This is a genomic window from Dyadobacter sp. 32 (assembly GCF_902506755.1).
GTDB lineage: Bacteria > Bacteroidota > Bacteroidia > Cytophagales > Spirosomataceae > Dyadobacter.
The window spans coordinates 6,108,281-6,125,111 of sequence record NZ_LR735258.1 but is presented as its reverse complement, the minus strand read 5'-3'; the positions used below and the strand labels follow the sequence as shown (position 1 = coordinate 6,125,111).

At 45.0% G+C, this 16,831-nt stretch carries 11 protein-coding genes; 3 read left to right on the top strand and 8 right to left on the bottom strand.

Annotated elements, in window-relative coordinates; translation table 11 throughout:
- Positions 1-3: 3 nt before the first annotated feature.
- The 7 genes from DYADSP32_RS25075 to DYADSP32_RS25045 all read right to left on the bottom strand — a co-directional run bounded on the left by DYADSP32_RS25075 (position 4) and on the right by DYADSP32_RS25045 (position 10,699).
- Positions 4-3,222 carry a SusC/RagA family TonB-linked outer membrane protein gene (locus tag DYADSP32_RS25075; RefSeq protein ID WP_149240195.1) on the bottom strand — a complete coding sequence of 1,073 codons (3,219 nt, stop codon included), beginning with the start codon at positions 3,220-3,222 and terminating at the stop codon, positions 4-6.
- Between the two features lie 738 nt (positions 3,223-3,960).
- Complete coding sequence (gene nadB / locus DYADSP32_RS25070) at positions 3,961-5,541, bottom strand: L-aspartate oxidase (protein ID WP_149240196.1); 1,581 nt, start codon at positions 5,539-5,541, stop codon at positions 3,961-3,963.
- 69 nt (positions 5,542-5,610) lie between these two features.
- Complete coding sequence (gene nadA / locus DYADSP32_RS25065) at positions 5,611-6,606, bottom strand: quinolinate synthase NadA (RefSeq protein ID WP_149240197.1); 996 nt, start codon at positions 6,604-6,606, stop codon at positions 5,611-5,613.
- 236 nt (positions 6,607-6,842) lie between these two features.
- Positions 6,843-8,264, bottom strand: a complete 1,422-nt coding sequence (locus tag DYADSP32_RS25060) for an inorganic phosphate transporter (RefSeq protein WP_149240198.1) — start codon at positions 8,262-8,264, stop codon at positions 6,843-6,845.
- Positions 8,265-8,508: 244 nt separating this feature from the next.
- Positions 8,509-9,564, bottom strand: coding sequence for a 23S rRNA (adenine(2503)-C(2))-methyltransferase RlmN (rlmN, locus tag DYADSP32_RS25055; protein ID WP_149240199.1), 1,056 nt, complete (start codon positions 9,562-9,564; stop codon positions 8,509-8,511).
- A 137-nt stretch (positions 9,565-9,701) separates the two neighbouring features.
- Entirely contained in the window at positions 9,702-10,250 is a 549-nt protein-coding gene (locus DYADSP32_RS25050) for a CvpA family protein (protein ID WP_149240200.1), read from the bottom strand.
- Positions 10,247-10,699, bottom strand: a complete 453-nt coding sequence (locus DYADSP32_RS25045; RefSeq protein WP_149240201.1) for a GatB/YqeY domain-containing protein — start codon at positions 10,697-10,699, stop codon at positions 10,247-10,249. Before DYADSP32_RS25045 ends, DYADSP32_RS25050 begins: the two co-directional genes overlap by 4 nt.
- Before the next feature lie 131 nt (positions 10,700-10,830).
- Here DYADSP32_RS25045 and DYADSP32_RS25040 point away from each other — a divergent pair, with 131 nt between their 5' ends.
- Complete coding sequence (locus DYADSP32_RS25040) at positions 10,831-11,550, top strand: pyridoxine 5'-phosphate synthase (protein WP_149240202.1); 720 nt, start codon at positions 10,831-10,833, stop codon at positions 11,548-11,550.
- Positions 11,551-11,646: 96 nt separating this feature from the next.
- Here the strand turns inward: DYADSP32_RS25040 and DYADSP32_RS25035 are convergent, their stop codons facing one another.
- Positions 11,647-13,068: a Gfo/Idh/MocA family protein gene (locus tag DYADSP32_RS25035; protein ID WP_149240203.1), complete on the bottom strand. Its 1,422-nt coding sequence runs from the start codon at positions 13,066-13,068 to the stop codon at positions 11,647-11,649.
- Positions 13,069-13,524: 456 nt separating this feature from the next.
- On the opposite strand from DYADSP32_RS25035, the gene DYADSP32_RS25030 reads away from it, so the two are divergent.
- Both DYADSP32_RS25030 and DYADSP32_RS25025 read left to right on the top strand, forming a co-directional pair.
- On the top strand, positions 13,525-13,950 hold the full coding sequence (locus DYADSP32_RS25030) for a hypothetical protein (RefSeq protein WP_149240204.1): 426 nt from the start codon (positions 13,525-13,527) through the stop codon (positions 13,948-13,950).
- A 519-nt stretch (positions 13,951-14,469) separates the two neighbouring features.
- Positions 14,470-16,587, top strand: a complete 2,118-nt coding sequence (locus DYADSP32_RS25025) for a peptidylprolyl isomerase (protein ID WP_149240205.1) — start codon at positions 14,470-14,472, stop codon at positions 16,585-16,587.
- The last annotated feature ends 244 nt before the right edge of the window (positions 16,588-16,831 follow it).

Genomic DNA, 16,831 nt, shown 5'->3' with positions numbered 1-16,831 from the left:
GAGTTAAAATGATACACGTACACCTGCGTTAACCACGCGAGACTGCGGATAATACTGCCCGCTGTTTGTTGTCGCTTCCGGATCCCAAACCTTAATTTTGTCAAAGGTCACCAGGTTCAGGCCATTTACGTACACTCTGAATTTGCTTAGACCCAGCTTCGAACCTATTTCAGATGGCAGATTATAACCAAGCTCTATATTCTTAATACGCAAATAGTTGTTGCTCTTTAGAAAGTAGTTATTGATACCAGCCTGCCCGGTATTGGTATAGTATCTGTTATTACGGTTGGTTAGCCTTGGATATTCGCTGGTTGGATTGTCAATAGTCCAGCGGTGGTCAAAATCATATTTCAGATAATTACCAATATCGCCCGACTCCGTCAGCCCGATGATCTGAAGTCCCCCCAAAGTACCTTGAAACAATACGGAAAGATCAAAAGCTTTGTAGCCGAGATTGGCGGATGCTCCGCCCGTAAACCAGGGCCGTTGTACTTTATCCGACCGCAAACGATCATCTCCATTGATTTTACCATCACCATTTACATCCTTAAATTTCATATCACCCGGACGCAGATTCCCGGTAATCGGGCTGTAGTCCAATGTGTTTCTATCGATCTCTGCCTGATCCTTGAACGCTCCGTCGAATTGATACACAAGAAACGACTGATAAGGCTTACCTGTGGACTGTTGATAGCTTGGAGCACCAGGCGTTTCGTCCCAGTACTTAATCTCGTTCTTGGCATATCCTCCATTCACGCTGAATGAGTAATTAAAATCACCGGCGATTCCATCGTAACTAACCTTAAATTCCCAACCCTTGTTACGAAGTTTGCCCAGGTTTTGGGGTGGAAGCCTTCCATCGATACCGACAGAAGAAGGTGTCGATCCGGCCTTTGGTATAAGCGTGCGCGAACGATTGTTGACAAAGTAATCAAACTCAAACGCCACCTTTTCTTTAAACAAAGTTCCCTCAATCCCAAAATTGGTGTTGTTGGCCACCTCCCAGGTAAAGTTTGTATTCGCAATACGTGTTTCAAGCAGTGTTTTTGCCACCTGATCGTTGATCACGTAACTTCCAAAGCCCATGGTAGAAAGGTATTGATATTCAGCCAAAACGTCGGAGCCCAGGTTGTAGGGTTCCGCACCCATTTGCCCCCACGAGCCCCTGATTTTTACGTTGTTCACATAATTGCTGATATTGTTTTTCCAGAATCCCTCTTCCGAAATACGCCATCCTGCTGATACTCCCGGGAAAAATCCAAAGCGTCCTTGTTTTGGAAAGATGTAAGACCCATCCACACGCCACAGAAATTCTGCTAGATACTTTTCCTTAAAGTTGTATCCTGCCCGACCAAAGTAGCTGAGCCTGGCCCTTTTGAAAAGATCCACGTTTCCCATATTCTGTTCAAGGTTACCCCCCGCAAACACCTGATCCACAACCGAAGAGATATAATATCTACGAAAGGCAAAGAATCCATCAGCATTTACGTTTTCCCGCTGTATACCACCCATTACATTGAAGTTGTGCGAGCCGAACGATTTGTCGTAAGATACTTGTCCTGTCAGCTGTACCGAAAGCTCCTGAGATGAGGTTTCGGTAAGGCGAGGATCTTTGAATGTCGAACGAACTGTACCTGTAAGCAATGGGCTTGTACCGTCTGGTTCAAATGTTTTTTTATCCCAGAAATATAGCGTCCATGGGGTCTCCCAGTTTTTTTGCCTGCGCAATTGCTTATCCAGTGCGGCCATCACGTTTACTTTCAAGCCTGTTACGCCCGGTATCAGTATTTCCAGACCTCCATTGGTTTGAATGTAATCTCTTTTGTCATTGTTGTAACCCGTTGAATTGGTTGTAATGGTAGCCGGATTCTGGCCATTTTCAATATCCGGACCTGGTTTTCCGTTAGGCCAGATCGCAATTTCGGTGGGTTTTCCACGCATCAGCATACGGAAGATCGCTCCTGCTCCGTTTCCGCCACTTGGAAAATGCCTGAACTCTTCCCGTAAAGTAATTCCAAGATTGGCGGTAACATACTTGTTTATCTTGGTGTCCAGGTTTACCCGCATATCATATTGCTTGTAACCCGTGGCCGAATTGACATAATATCCATCCTGATTGATATATCCCAAGGATGCCAGATATTTGATATTGTCACTGCCTCCCGTCAATTGAACGTTGTGACGCTGTTGTGGAGCCCATTTCCGGATCACCGATCCATACCAGTCTGTATCAGGGTGAAGTAAAGGATCTGAACCGTCCCCAAACTTTTTCATATCATCAGGGCTGAACACCGCATTGATCACATTCCCGTTGTCGACCCTCTTGTATGATCCGGTAGAATTGAAGCCCTGAAGTGCACCGCCCCATTCGCCCACGGGCAGGTTATCATAGATCTGCAACTCGTTCCGGATGGTAGCATATTCTGTGGCGTTGGACATTTTTGGTGTACGGGTTGGCTGGGAAACCCCGAAGTTCATGTCATACGACAATTGTGGTTTTCCCGTCTTGCCTCTCTTGGTGGTGATCAGTATTACACCATTACCAGCCCGCGACCCATAAATCGCGGCAGCTGCATCCTTAAGAACCGAAATACTCTCGATGTCTGCCGGATTGATCCGATCCAAACCTCCGCTCCGGTTGGGAACACCGTCCACTACAATAAGTGCACTGCTGTTTCCAAGTGAGTTCGTTCCCCGTATACGTATGGCAGATCCATCATATCCTGGCTCACCACTCGACTGAACGGCCGATACGCCCGGCAGTCGTCCGCCAAGTGTATTTGAAAGGTTAGCAGCTGGAGCTTTTTGAAGCTCAGATCCCTTTACCGCAGTTACAGAACCTGTTAATGTCGCCTTTTTTGCCGTACCATATCCTACCACAATGACCTCTGTAAGTGCTTTTGTGTCGGATATTAAAGTAACATCCATGGAGGTTTTGTTGCCAACCGGCAACTCTTGTGTTAAATAACCGATGTACGAAAATACCAGCGTGTTGCTACTCTGGGCATTAACTGAATACTTTCCTTCATTGTCGGTGACAGTTCCTGCGGTAGTACCTTTGACAACGACACTTACACCAGGCAGGCCTTGTCCTTGTTCATCTCTTACTGCTCCTTTCAATGCTACCTGAGCAAAGGCTCCAGTCGCCGCAGATAAGCTTAGCAAAAGTGAAAAAACACATCGAAACCAGTTCCGATATGTCGATCGGGTAGATAAGTTCATAAATTAAATTTAGGTTAATAAAAGAATTGCAAATGTCTAAATGCTAACCGTAGTGTTACGGACCGTTAAAAGCACCCCGATGGAAAATGATCGGGGATATCAAAAAAGCAAGGTGTTGGGATTTCAGCTTACGGAAAATTCCTCCATACGTTATTGTTTAAATGATGACTAAATTTTACTTGTCAAAAGGAAGGGAAGGACACTCTCAAATCAGAATTCAATCACAATTACTACATCAGCAACAAGAATATTCGATTTTTCCAGCAGAAAAAATTTTTGATAATTCTAAATCCTCATCTGATAGTACAAAATGATATCAAATTTTTAACAAAAAAAAGCATTCTCGATATAGCCATATCTAATATGAGAAAATAACAATTTTGAGTTTTTTTCGTAGCAAAATCGGTATAATTAAGGCAAATTTTATGCTATCCGATCGGTTACATTTCAGGCTTCCACGATCGCGCTTTTGAACGAAATTCCTTGGTTTCCCTGAAACACGAAAACGCAGACCCAGTAAAAAGTTATACTAATTAGTGGTTTATTGCAAATAAAAGGGAGCAGCACCAAGTTGGATAACCGGTGGTAAATCATGTAAGAAAACCCGGACCGAGAGAAGAAGAATTAGAAAAATAATAGCTTTATCTGCGGATTGATGTGCGTACCCGCAGAGCGGTGAGAAATCTTCCGGCTAAGGAGAAAATGGAGAGATGACTATACTTATTCCAAGAAATATATTTAACTTTTCACATGGTCTGCATTGTAGTGTAAGCCGATATTCTCCCGCCTGGCCATGGCCATTTTAATGATCAGATAGGATACGGAAATCATGTTTCTTAATTCACAGATAGCCACAGACACCTTCGATTCCCGGTATAATTCTTCGTGCTCCTGGTGTAATAATTCCAGACGATCATAGGCACGCTTCATGCGTCGGTTCGTCCTCACAATGCCCACATAATTGGACATAATACTGTTCAACTCTCGGGTCATTTCGGTAACAAGGACATTTTCTTCAGGGTGTGTTGTCCCGGAATCATCCCATTCTGGAATATTTGCAGGGATTTCAGCCAGATTAAAACGCTCTACCGTGCTTTCATAAGCGCGGTGACCGAACACAACGGCTTCCAGTAATGAATTGGATGCAAGCCTGTTAGATCCGTGAAGTCCGGTACAAGCGCACTCCCCTACGGCATAGAGAAAATTAATATTGGTCCTACCCCATTCATTCACCCGGATTCCGCCACACATGTAGTGCTGGGCAGGAACCACCGGAATCATATCTTTACGTACATCGATCCCCGCATCCAGACAGTACTGCGTTATATTTGGAAAATGTTCCAGAAATTTCTCATAATCGCAATGGCGAACATCCAGATATACATGATCAACGCCATTCTTCTTCATCTCACTGTCGATGGCCCGCGCCACGATGTCGCGTGGGGCAAGGGAAAGTCGACTGTCATATTGCTCCATAAAAGTAGAACCATCGCCCCGCTTCAGAATTCCGCCAAAGCCTCGTACGGCTTCTGAGATCAAAAATGAAGGTTTTTTACCTGGCTGGTAAAAGCTGGTGGGATGAAACTGGATAAACTCCATGTTGTCGCATATTCCTTTTGCACGGTAGGCCATGGCAATGCCATCACCGGTTGCGATCGTCGGATTGGTGGTGCTCTGATAAATATTCCCTATTCCCCCAGTTGCCAGCATGGTGGTTCGGGCCAGGAATTTTTCGACCTTGCCGGTACGCCTGTTGAGGACATAGGCGCCGAAGCACCTGATATCCTCCTGATACCGATACACTGTTTCACCCAAATGATGCTGTGTGATGAGCTCCACCGCATAATAATGCGTAAATACCTGTATGCTCTTATGCCGGTTCACCTCCTCCAATAGCGCCCGTTCGATTTCAGCACCGGTAATGTCCTTAAAATGGAGAATCCTGTGATCCGAATGCCCTCCTTCCTTTGCCAGATCATATTCTCCGCCTGATTCCTTATCAAACCGGGTACCGTAGTCAATCAGCTCCCGAATCCTTTCAGGAGCCTCTCTTACCACTATTTCTACGATGTTTTTTTTATTGACCTCGTCACCCGCATCCATTGTATCCTGAATGTGTTTTTCGAAGGAATCCGATTCTGCCCATACAACGGCAATTCCGCCTTGCGCATATTTGGTATTGGTCTCATCTGCCTGAACCTTGGTGATCAGTGCTATGCTGATATCTTCGGTACGGGATTCAAAGTGCCTGGCCAGCTTGGCGGCATAGCTCAAACCGGCAATCCCGGAACCAATAATCAAAAAATCGAACTGCGGCATTATTTAATAGGGTTGTAGGTGATGTGGCGGCTGTTGGCTGGGCGCCCCCGGCTACGAAAAAGTAGTGACTCAGATTCCTTTACTCATTTCAAGCATTCTGGCCACGGAGTCATAAGCTTTTACACGGATGTCTTCCGGAACAAAAATTTCAGGTTGTTCATAATACAAGGCGTTGTATACCTTTTCCATGGTGTTCATTTTCATGTAAGGGCATTCGGAACAGGCGCAGGTGTTGTTGTCGGAACCGGGAGCGGGAATCAACTTCTTATGGGGGACAGACTGCTTCATTTTATGAAGAATACCTGCCTCCGTGGCAACAATAAACTTATCGTGCGGTGAGTCCTGCACAAACTTCAAAAGACCGGTTGTTGAACTCACAAAGTCGGACTGCAACAATATGTCTTCTTTACACTCAGGATGGGCGATCAACAAGGCGTCCGGGTTTTCCTCGCGCAGCTGCTTTAGTTTCTCTCTCGAAATATCGATGTGCACAATACAAGCCCCATCCCAGAGCACCATCTCCCGACCAGTTTTGTGCGCCACATATCTTCCCAGATTGGCATCCGGTGCGAAGATAATCTTCTGTTCTTTAGGTAAACTGTTTACGATCTGAAGGGCGTTGGACGAGGTGCAGACAATATCCGTAAGTGCCTTTATTTCTGCCGAACAGTTGATGTAACTGATGACGATATGATCCGGGTGCAGCGCTTTAAACGCCGCAAATTTGTCTGCCGGTGCCGAATCGGCGAGGGAACATCCGGCATTCAGATCCGGAATCACTACTTTTTTATGCGGACTCAATATTTTGGCTGTTTCGCCCATGAAATGAACGCCACAAAAAACAATCATCTCCGCCTCCGTAGCGGCTGCCTGTTGCGATAATCCCAGGCTATCTCCAATGTAATCAGCAATATCCTGAATGGCAGAATCAACATAATAGTGCGCTAGGATTACGGCGTTTTTCTCTTTTTTCAGGCGGCTGATCTCTGCTACCAGATCAATATCGTCGGCAATTGCTTCGGTAACATAGCCATAGCGGCCAACTTGTTCTTCAATACGAGTCATTATGGTGAATTATGGGCATGATGATGAATCTCAAAAATCCATGCCTAATTACGATATTATAGTTTTGAAAAACAAAGAAATGGAAAACCATGAATAAACAGTCAACGTTCAGGCCTGCAGTATTTGATGAAATCTCCACTTCACCTCTAGCCCAAATACGAGTAAAAAGCAAACCGGAAATAAAAAGCCGTAACGTGAATCACGCTACGGCCCATGCTTAATATCTGACATTTAAATCAAAGAATCCACCGGAGCAGCGCATAGAGCGAACCCGACAACGCCATGGTCACCGGGAGTGTAAGCACCCAGGCAATCACAATGTTACGGATCGTTCCTGCTTGTAAGTTTTTGACGCCCTTGCTTGCGACCATGGAACCCGCAATACCGGAAGATAATACGTGTGTGGTGCTCACCGGTAGTCCCAGATAGGAAGACACGCCAATAGTACTTGCAGCTACCAACTCCGCCGAAGCTCCCTGTGCATAGGTTAAATGCTGCTTACCAATTTTCTCACCAATGGTAATTACGATCCGTTTCCAGCCGACCATGGTGCCCAGGCCCAACGAGAGCGAGATCATCAATATAACCCAGTCCGGAGCATAATCCGTAAATCTCCTGATACCGATTTCGCTGCTGGACTGCATTTTAAGATAAGCCTTATCAGCGCTGCTCAGATTGGCATCTCCATTATCCAGAATCGTTTTTGTATTCCTGCTGATCAGCAAAAGTGAGCGGCGGGCATCCATCCTTTGTTCGAGAGGGATTTTGTTATCAACAAGTGTAGTACTGATCTGAGCATTCAGATGGGTAATTTCTGATTTCACAGTACTCAGATTAAACCTGTCAGATGCTGATAAATTTATGGTATCAATGCGATTGACAATCTGTTCTATTTGAACCAGGTCTTTTTTCAAACCCACAGGATCCACACTGTTGTCTATGGCAAAATGCGCTGGCACTATTCCTATGAGTATCAGCATCACAAGCCCTACACCCTTCTGCCCGTCGTTGGAGCCATGGAAAAAACTCACCAACGTACAGGTCGTGATCAGGATCGCCCGGATCCAGATCGGCGGGGGCTGGTTTTTCTTGGGCTCGCTAAAAACAATTTCTCTAAGCGGTTTTGATAAAAGCCTCCGCAACACAAACATAATGATGATGGCCAGTGCAAAACCAAAAATGGGAGAAGTAAGCAGTGAGGTGAAAAGCTCTTGGGCCTTGGACCAGTTGACACCGGCACCGTGGGTATTTTCGGGCATGAATGTAAATGCGAGTCCCACACCCAAAATGGAGCCAATCAACGTATGTGAACTGGAACTGGGAAGCCCAAAATACCAGGTACCCAGATTCCAGATAATTGCGCTGAAAAGTAACGCAAATACCATCGCAACACTATGGTAAACATTCTGATCAATAAGCAACTCCACCGGCAGCAGGTTTACAATACCCATCGCCACCGCTATACCTCCAAAAAAAACACCCAAAAAATTACAAAATCCCGACCAGATCACTGCGATGTTGGGCTTGAGGGAATTGGTATAGATAACCGTCGCCACTGCATTGGCCGTATCGTGAAATCCGTTGACAAACTCGAAGGCGCAAGCCGCAAAAAGACTGAAGGCGAGCAGGAGAAAAATGTCGGTTTCGAGACCAAACATAGGAAGTGTATAAGTTTACTTTATAATTTTATCTGGTTTGTGGGCTATGGGATCGGGTAACTTCGAGCCCTTGTAAAGATTCAGAACCAAATTTTGGCCAAAACTACTTATTCTTTATGGATGCAATGTTACCAAATTGTTAATTCAAAAAAGACATAAACACCAATGAAAGGCTTTTCAAGCGTTAAATTTTGACAGCTGATTAGTCAAAAAAAATCAAATACTGAGCAAATAACGGGAGGATTCAGGCCACTGTCTGTTTGTTTGCCAATTGCCCACAGGCAGCATCAATATCCTTTCCCCGGCTGCGCCGTATGTGTACCGAAACACCCCTGTCTTCCAGGAATGCAGCAAACTTATCCAGCCGGTCGGCATCGGCATTCTTAAAATCTGCCTCGGCAATCGGATTGTACTCAATGATATTGACCCTGGCAGGAACTCTTTTTGTAAACTCCCAAAGTTCACGAGCATCTTCCAGAGTGTCGTTAAAATTGTTAAAAACGATATATTCAAAGGTGATCCGATTACCCGTTTTTTTGTAAAAATAGTTTAGTGCGTCAGCGAGGTTGTCCAGAGAGTTGGATTCATTGATCGGCATGATCTGGTTCCTTTTCTCATCATTAGCGGCATGCAATGAAAGCGCCAGTCTGAAACGAACTTCATCGTCACCCAGCTTTTTGATCATTTTAGCGATCCCTGCGGTAGAAACCGTGATGCGCTTGGGAGACATATTTAATCCTTCCGGAGAGGTAATATGCTCAATGGATTTTAACACATTCACATAGTTGAGCAACGGTTCACCCATACCCATGTACACGATGTTGGTCAGGGGACTTTTGAAACTCCCTTCTGCCTGACGCGCAATGGCTACCACCTGGTCGTACATCTCGGCAGCATCCAGGTTTCTTTTGCGGTCCATGTATCCGGTAGCACAAAATTTGCAGGTCAGCGAACAGCCCACCTGGCTGCTCACACAGGCTGTCATACGGTCGGTAGCCGGGATGAGTACACCCTCCACAATGTTCCCATCATAAAGGCGGAATGCAGACTTAATTGTTCCGTCATTACTTTGCTGTTGTTTGGAAACATCCAGCGAATTAATCACAAAATGCTGGTCGATTAGCTCACGGGTAGCCAGCGAAAGATTGGTCATTTCCGCAAACGAACTAACCGATTTCTTCCAGATCCATTCGTAAATCTGCTTCCCGCGAAATCCTTTTTCTCCGTGTTCAGTCATCCAGCTTTTGAGTTGGTCCACACTCAGCTTTCGAATGTCCTGCTTATCCTGTTTAACTGTCATTTTTTCTTGTGCAAGCCCTAAATCATTATCAGATCGGGCTATATTTTTGGCAAAAGTACTGAAAATCAACTACAATTAGTTAACCGGAACTCTAGGTTCAAAGTTCAACGGATAAAGTCACCCGAAGTTCTCCGGAATCATGAATCCGACTTTTTCTCATCCAGATAATCGCTCTTCCACTCATTAATCAATTCCGTACCCTTTGGCATCAGCTTGAGTGCTTTTGTAATGAGCATAGGTGCCACCGGCACGATGTAGGGATACAGCACCGTATTATTGGTACTTTGCTCAGGGATCTTCACCCCAATAGCATTGACCAGCCAAAAGAATACACTTATACCAAATACCCAGGTGAGTACCCCCACCATCGCCCCAACCAAACTGTCAAACGTGCCCAGGATGGAATATCTCAATGACTTGCGAATGGCGTATCCAAATTGATTTAAAAGAAAAATCGTAGGAAAGAAAATGGCTGAAAACCCGACATAGGGCAGGATTTTCCGAGCCATATCATGGCTGAAATAGGGTGTCAGGATTTCCATGCCAAGTCCCAGGAACTTAAACCCCAGAACCATCGCCACCACGAGGCCCACGATACCGATAATTTCTATCAGCAGGCCCTTTCTGTACCCGTGCAGTGCTCCCCAGAGAAGCGGTAAAAGGATGAAAACATCCACTAACTTCATGCCAGCAAGCTCTTAACCAGAGTGGAAACAACGCGACCGTCTGCCTGCCCCGCAAGTTCTTTGGTAGCAACGCCCATCACCTTTCCCATATCCGATGGCGCACTCGCACCCACGCGCTGAATAATTTCCTGCAATTTCGCTTTGACCTCCTCCTCGGTTAATTGCTTGGGCAAAAACGCTTCAATAATAGCCAGTTCCGCCACTTCCACTGCCAAAAGATCTTCCCGGCCCTGAGCGCGATAGATATCCGCTGATTCCCTACGCTGTTTGGCTGCCTTGGTGAGCAGTTTCAGCTCTTCGTCAGCAGACAGCTCGCCCCCTGTACCACCTGCTTTGGTTTCTTCCAGCAAAATCAGGGATTTGATAGCTCTTAAAGCACGTAATTTATCCGTTTCTTTCGCACGCATCGCATCTTTGATACCTGATTCAACCTGACTTTTGAGTGACATATTTTTTACAATTAAATGATACAATGAGTGAATTTTGAACAAGCGAATGTTAAATTTGCCTAATTAGACCGCAAAGTTACAGGAATCATAGTAATTGTCATTCTCTCATTCAATCATTCACCATTACCTTCATGACCCGTCTCAGCGTCAACATCAACAAAATTGCAACGCTTCGTAACTCCCGCGGTGGAGACAACCCGAATGTGCTTAAGGTTGCCCTGGACTGCGAACGTTTTGGGGCGCAGGGAATTACTGTTCACCCCCGCCCGGATGAGAGACATATCCGTTACCAGGATGTTTTTGATTTGAAACAAGTGGTCACCACCGAATTTAATATTGAGGGCAATCCATCTGAAAGGAAATTTATAGATCTGGTACTGGCCAATAAGCCCGAACAGGTTACCCTCGTTCCCGATACATTGAACGCAATAACTTCCAATGCGGGCTGGGATACCGTGAGGCACAGAGCCGAACTGACGGAGTTGATTCAGGCGTTTAAGAAAGCCGGTATCAGAGTTTCTGTTTTTGTGGATGCGGATGAAGCGATGGTAGAAGGTGCTGTAATATGCGGGACGGATCGGGTGGAACTTTACACAGAACCTTATGCTGCGCAATATTTCAAAAATCGCCAAAAGGCCGTTTTACCTTTCATTAAAGCCGCTGAAAAAGCACGTGAAATGGGGATCGGATTAAACGCAGGACATGACCTGAGCCTGGATAATCTTCATTTTTTCAAACAAAGCATTCCCTGGCTTGATGAAGTTTCTATTGGGCACGCGCTCATTTCGGATGCGCTCTATCTGGGACTGGAAAATACAATCCAGATGTATTTAAGAGAGCTGGAACTTTAAGGGCTTGTGGAGAGAGAGAAATCAACTTTTTCAAAGTTGACTTCTCTAATCCTCTGACCGTTTCTCTAACTCCTTAACTCCATTTAACTACTTCATCTACCATCCCGTCCGATAGTCTCTTTTCACAAATTGGTTGGCTGCCTCGAAATTCGTAATTTTCATATTGGCGCCGTCCCATAATAGCTTTTGTCTTCCCGGAAAGTTGAATCCTTTGCCATTGGCCTTTTCCTCTCTGTAAAGAAATGAACGAACGGCAAGATTACCCATCAAAACAATTTCCGTCAGCGGCCCCGACTCATTGAATGCGGAACTGGTATATGCCCCGTATCCCTTTTTACAGGCCTGAACAAATTGCTGCTGATGGCCTTCGTTGCTCCCCTGTACCAACGGTCTGGTCGGTGATGCCAGTTTGACCGTTTCAAACTTCTTCTCAGGCCAGAGCCTTGGATTGTTACCAAACATCTCCGCACTCAGAATTCCTTTGGTTCCGATAAAAAGCAAGCCTCCGTCCGTATCTCCGAATACCGTCTGGTAATCACAACCTTCGGGTAGCTGGGGACGAATACCACCATCGTACCACGAAAGGCTTATTTCTTTACCACCGGGCTTTTGGGCGGGGAATTTAAGATGAATGGAGGAGGAAGGGGGACAAACATCATCAAAAAAAGCTTCCTGAAAAAAATCGGCGTAAACCGAGCCGACACTGCATTCAACGGAGGTAGGATATCCCAATTTCATGGCCCTGAACGGCACGTCCATAAAATGACAACCCATATCTCCCAATGCTCCGGTACCAAAGTCCCAGTAGCCTCTCCAACGGAAGGGCATGTACGCCTCGTGATAATCCCTTTTGGGCGCATTACCAAGCCACAAATCCCAGTTTACTCCCGGTGGAACAGGCTGAGACTCTCCTCTATCCTTGGGTGATTTCACTCCCTGGGGCCACACCGGACGGTTGGTCCAAACTTCTATTGTATGTACCTCGCCCAATATCCCTGACTGCACGATAGCCTCTGTTTGTCTCGTACCGTCGGTACTGCTGCCCTGGTTTCCCATTTGGGTTACAAGCTTGTATTTTTTTGCCGCCTCGGTCAGCTTGCGCGCTTCCCAGATATCCTTGGTCAAAGGTTTTTCGACATAGACATGCTTTCCCAACTCCATGCACGCCATAGCAATCGGATAATGCATGTGATCAGGCGTTGTGACAATGACCGCATCGATGTTTCTGGCCTCGTTTTCCAGCATTTTTCGATAATCATTGTAGTATGGAGCTTTAGGAAATTGCTTCCTGTATTTAGCAGATTGGCGGTCATCCACATCACAGAGTGCTACAAAATTGTCAGTACCTCCATTATAAGCCTGCTGGATGTTGTAATCCGCCTTACCTCCACAGCCCACCGCCGCAATGTTAAGCTTATCACTAGGGGCTATGTATCCTTTACCCAAAACATGCCGTGGAACGATCATGACACCACCAGCAAGGATTGCTCCCGCTTTGATAAAACCTCGCCTTCTCATTTCATTTACTGATTTAATCTCCTGACTTTCCATGTTTTGCAGCGAATTAAAGGATCCGTATTTTATACAATTATCGAAAAAAGGCAATAAACTACCAATTTTTTACAAAAAAGAGCAAAACTTCTAAACACATCTCATCGGAATTTTACGCCTCCCGCCACTCTGAGATCCTTGATCCCCAGCCGCCTGTCGCTGTGAGTTAAATCCGGATACGGTCTGTTGAGTCAGAAGTTTCCCAGGGAGATTGGGGGTTAATGCCGACCTAAAGTGATTTGGACTATGCCGACAAATGTATATCCCCATTCAAGAAAATTCAAATGCCCTTGGTGTTCTCACCTAAAACCACAAATTTTGCTAACTCTTTTGGAAGTTCGAAACTTCCATTTACCAATTTGCTTCATGGATTCACCCGTTGTTCGCCCCAAATTTTTAACAATTCTTTGCTTTCTAACCTTCATGAGCTCAATTTCAGGGTTGTGGTCTCAGTCGGAAGGCCTGTGGAGCCCAGGTGTAGTTGCCGACCAGATGAAGGAAAAATTTGAAACCGTTTACGACCAGATTGAACAACGTCCCTCGAAAGAGGAGGCTAAAATGGTGGATGACATGTTTCAATCGGTCATTTCAAGCACCAATCCCGATACTGTCAGAAAGATGTCTTTAATCATGATCATCTTTGATTCACTCACCTTATTTGCCGCATACCTGATGTGGAACCTCGAAAAAAAAGGCTTTTACCTGTATCTTGGTGCGGTTGCATTCGCGGTAATTGCTCCTATCATCATAATTGGCGGCATGCTGGGTATTGGCATGGCTATGGCCAGCGGTTTTCTTAGTGTGGTGATGTGCATTTTATACGGTATTCATGTAAAACATATGTACTAGGCGTGGTTGTTAAGGGTTTAATTTAGACATTATTAATATGATGGGTGATCATATCACGAATTGTCAGGAAGTGGTCATGCAATTGTAAAATTGGCATAGATTTTGATTTAAAAATCTAATTCCGACAGGCTCCTAGTGTCCCGTTTAGTAATTTATTTTCAGGAACGATTCCAGTTTGAACCTGTTGAAGTCTCAAAATACCACTTTGCCGAAGCGATGAAGACACCTAAAATGACCATTTATTGTCCACTTCCGATCCACAAAATGCCTTTAAATCTGTCTATGCAGGGTGGGCGATAAATCAGAAGGTAGCTTACCTTATCGAAGTCGCACCGCTCACCTTCCCGGGGTTGATAACTCATACCAACATTAACCATTCCCGCAATAAATTCGGAAATCGTGTAACAATTGCCTATCGAATTCAAAATAAGGCCTATCTAATTAGCTATTATCTAATCTGAACCCTTGCATTCCACAAAGAAAAGATTTTATTTTGCGGGTCTAATTTGAAAATGAGAAATGGCTTTAATTAACAAGATCAGAGAGAAATCAGGAGTTGCGGTTACTGTAATTGCTATCAGTTTAATACTTTTCATGGTGGGAGGTGACCTTATGGGCCCCAACTCCATGCTCGGCGGAAACAGCAATCAGGTAGTTGGAGAAATTGCTGGTAAAGAAATAAATATTAAAGATTTCCAGAGCAGGGTGGATGGTTTCCGCCAGAATTACGAAGCGCAGTCAGGCCGCAGTTTAAGCGAAAATGAACTTGGCTCACTACGCGACCAGGCATGGAATCAATTCATTGTCGATATCGCTTACAAAAAGCAATTTGATAAACTGGGCCTTACCGTAACTGATGACGAATTGCTGGATATGGTTCAGGGAAATCACATTAGTCCCTCGGTTCGTCAGGCTTTCTCAGATCCTACCACCGGTCAGTTTGACAAAAACGCAGTGGTGAATTATCTTAAAAACCTCACCACATTACCTGCGGAGCAACAAAAATCATGGACCAACTTTGAAAATAGCCTTCGCGAAGAACGCGTAAGAACCAAATATGAAAATCTGTTGAAGTTCTCCACGTACACACCCAAAGCGCAAGCCGAAAGGGAGTACATGGCACAAAGTACGAAGGCAACTTTGAAATATCTTTATGTCCCTTATTTCTCGATAGTGGATACCACGCTAAAAGTTACCGACACACAGCTGGAAACTTATCTGAGTGCACACCGTCTGGAATACAAAGGAACAGACACCCGTTCGATTCAATATGTTACCTTTCCGGTTCAGCCTGCAAAAGATGATAGCTCGGCACTTTATACCGAAATTAAGGAACTGGCCCGCGGACTTGCGACAGCGCAAAATGACTCGGCTTTTGCAAGTATGAATTCGGATACTCCACTTCCAATCAACATGTCGCTGGCCAATATGTCGGATCAGTTGAAAGAAGCGGTGAAAACGTTTGTTCCCGGTGGCGTATATGGTCCTTATCGTGAAGGCAACACCTATTACATTTACAAATATGGCGGCACCAGATCTGATACCGTTTCATCCGCCCGCGCAAGCCACATTTTGGTAAGAGCCGAAAATCAGTCAGATTCTGCAAAAGCAGCTGCACGTCTGAAAGCCGAGGGCATTCTGGCACAGATTAAGGCCGGGGCCAATTTCGAAGCGCTGGCATCACAATCAAGTGCAGACCCGGGATCGGCTCAACGTGGTGGTGATTTAGGTTATTTCCAAAATAACGGCGCTATGGTGAAACCATTCGAGGAAGCTGTTTTTTCTGTATCGGCTCCCGGTTTAATCAACAACCTGGTCGAAAGCCAGTTTGGATTTCACATCATTAAAGTAACGGCTCCAAAATCCAACTTGCTGTACAGGATTGCCGCCATCGGAAAAACGATTGCTCCAAGCCAATCCACGCGTGATGAGGCTTACCGTAAAGCTGACGAATTTGCAAATTCGGTAAAAACGAAAGAGCAGTTTGACGAAGCTGTGAAGAAAAATAAGGCATTGGTCGTAGCCACTGCAAACCGCCTGCCAGAAACAGCAACCAATGTCAATGCCATTCAGAATGGCCGGGAGATTGTTCGCTGGGCATTCAAAGACGATTCAAAACTGAATGATGTGTCGCAGGTGTTTGAAACAGACGAACAATACATCGTTGCTGTACTAACCGGCAAATCGGATAAAAATGATGTAAAGGTTGACGATTTCCGCGATGAACTCACAACAAAGGTGCGGAATCAAATGAAATCCGAGCAGATTACAGCCAAGCTAAAAGGTGCTACGGGTGATCTTGAAACCATTGCAAAAAAATACGGTGCTGGCGCCCTCGTTGAAAGTGCCTCAGACATTTCACTCGCTACCGGATTTCTTACCAGTGCCGGTTTTGACCCTATTGCATTGGGAAAAGCATTTGGGTTGAAAAACGGTCAGAAATCAGGTGTATTTACAGGAGAAAACGGTGTGTTCATCATGGAAATGATCAACAAAACCGAAGCGCCGAAAATTGCCGACTATACTCAGTACAAAACGCAGCTGACCCAGTCGCTTGAAGGGCGTACATCTTATCTGGTCAATGAAGCCATCAGAGAGAACGCGAAAATAGAAGACCGACGCGCTAAGTTTTTCTGATAGAATCAAAAAAATACGCAACAAAAGGGGAGCAGAATTCATTTCTGCTCCTCTTTTGTTTTAAACTGCAAAGTTTTCAAAAAAAAGTAATAGTATTGCAGTATGAAATGTCAATGTTACACTTATTAATGAAAGTAGTTAGAGGAGTTAAGTAGTTAGACGAGTTAAGTTGTAAGAGGGGTACACCTCTGTTGCCAAGGAAAATTAAAGGAGTTGCATTTTCGGAACGATAAACAATTAATAA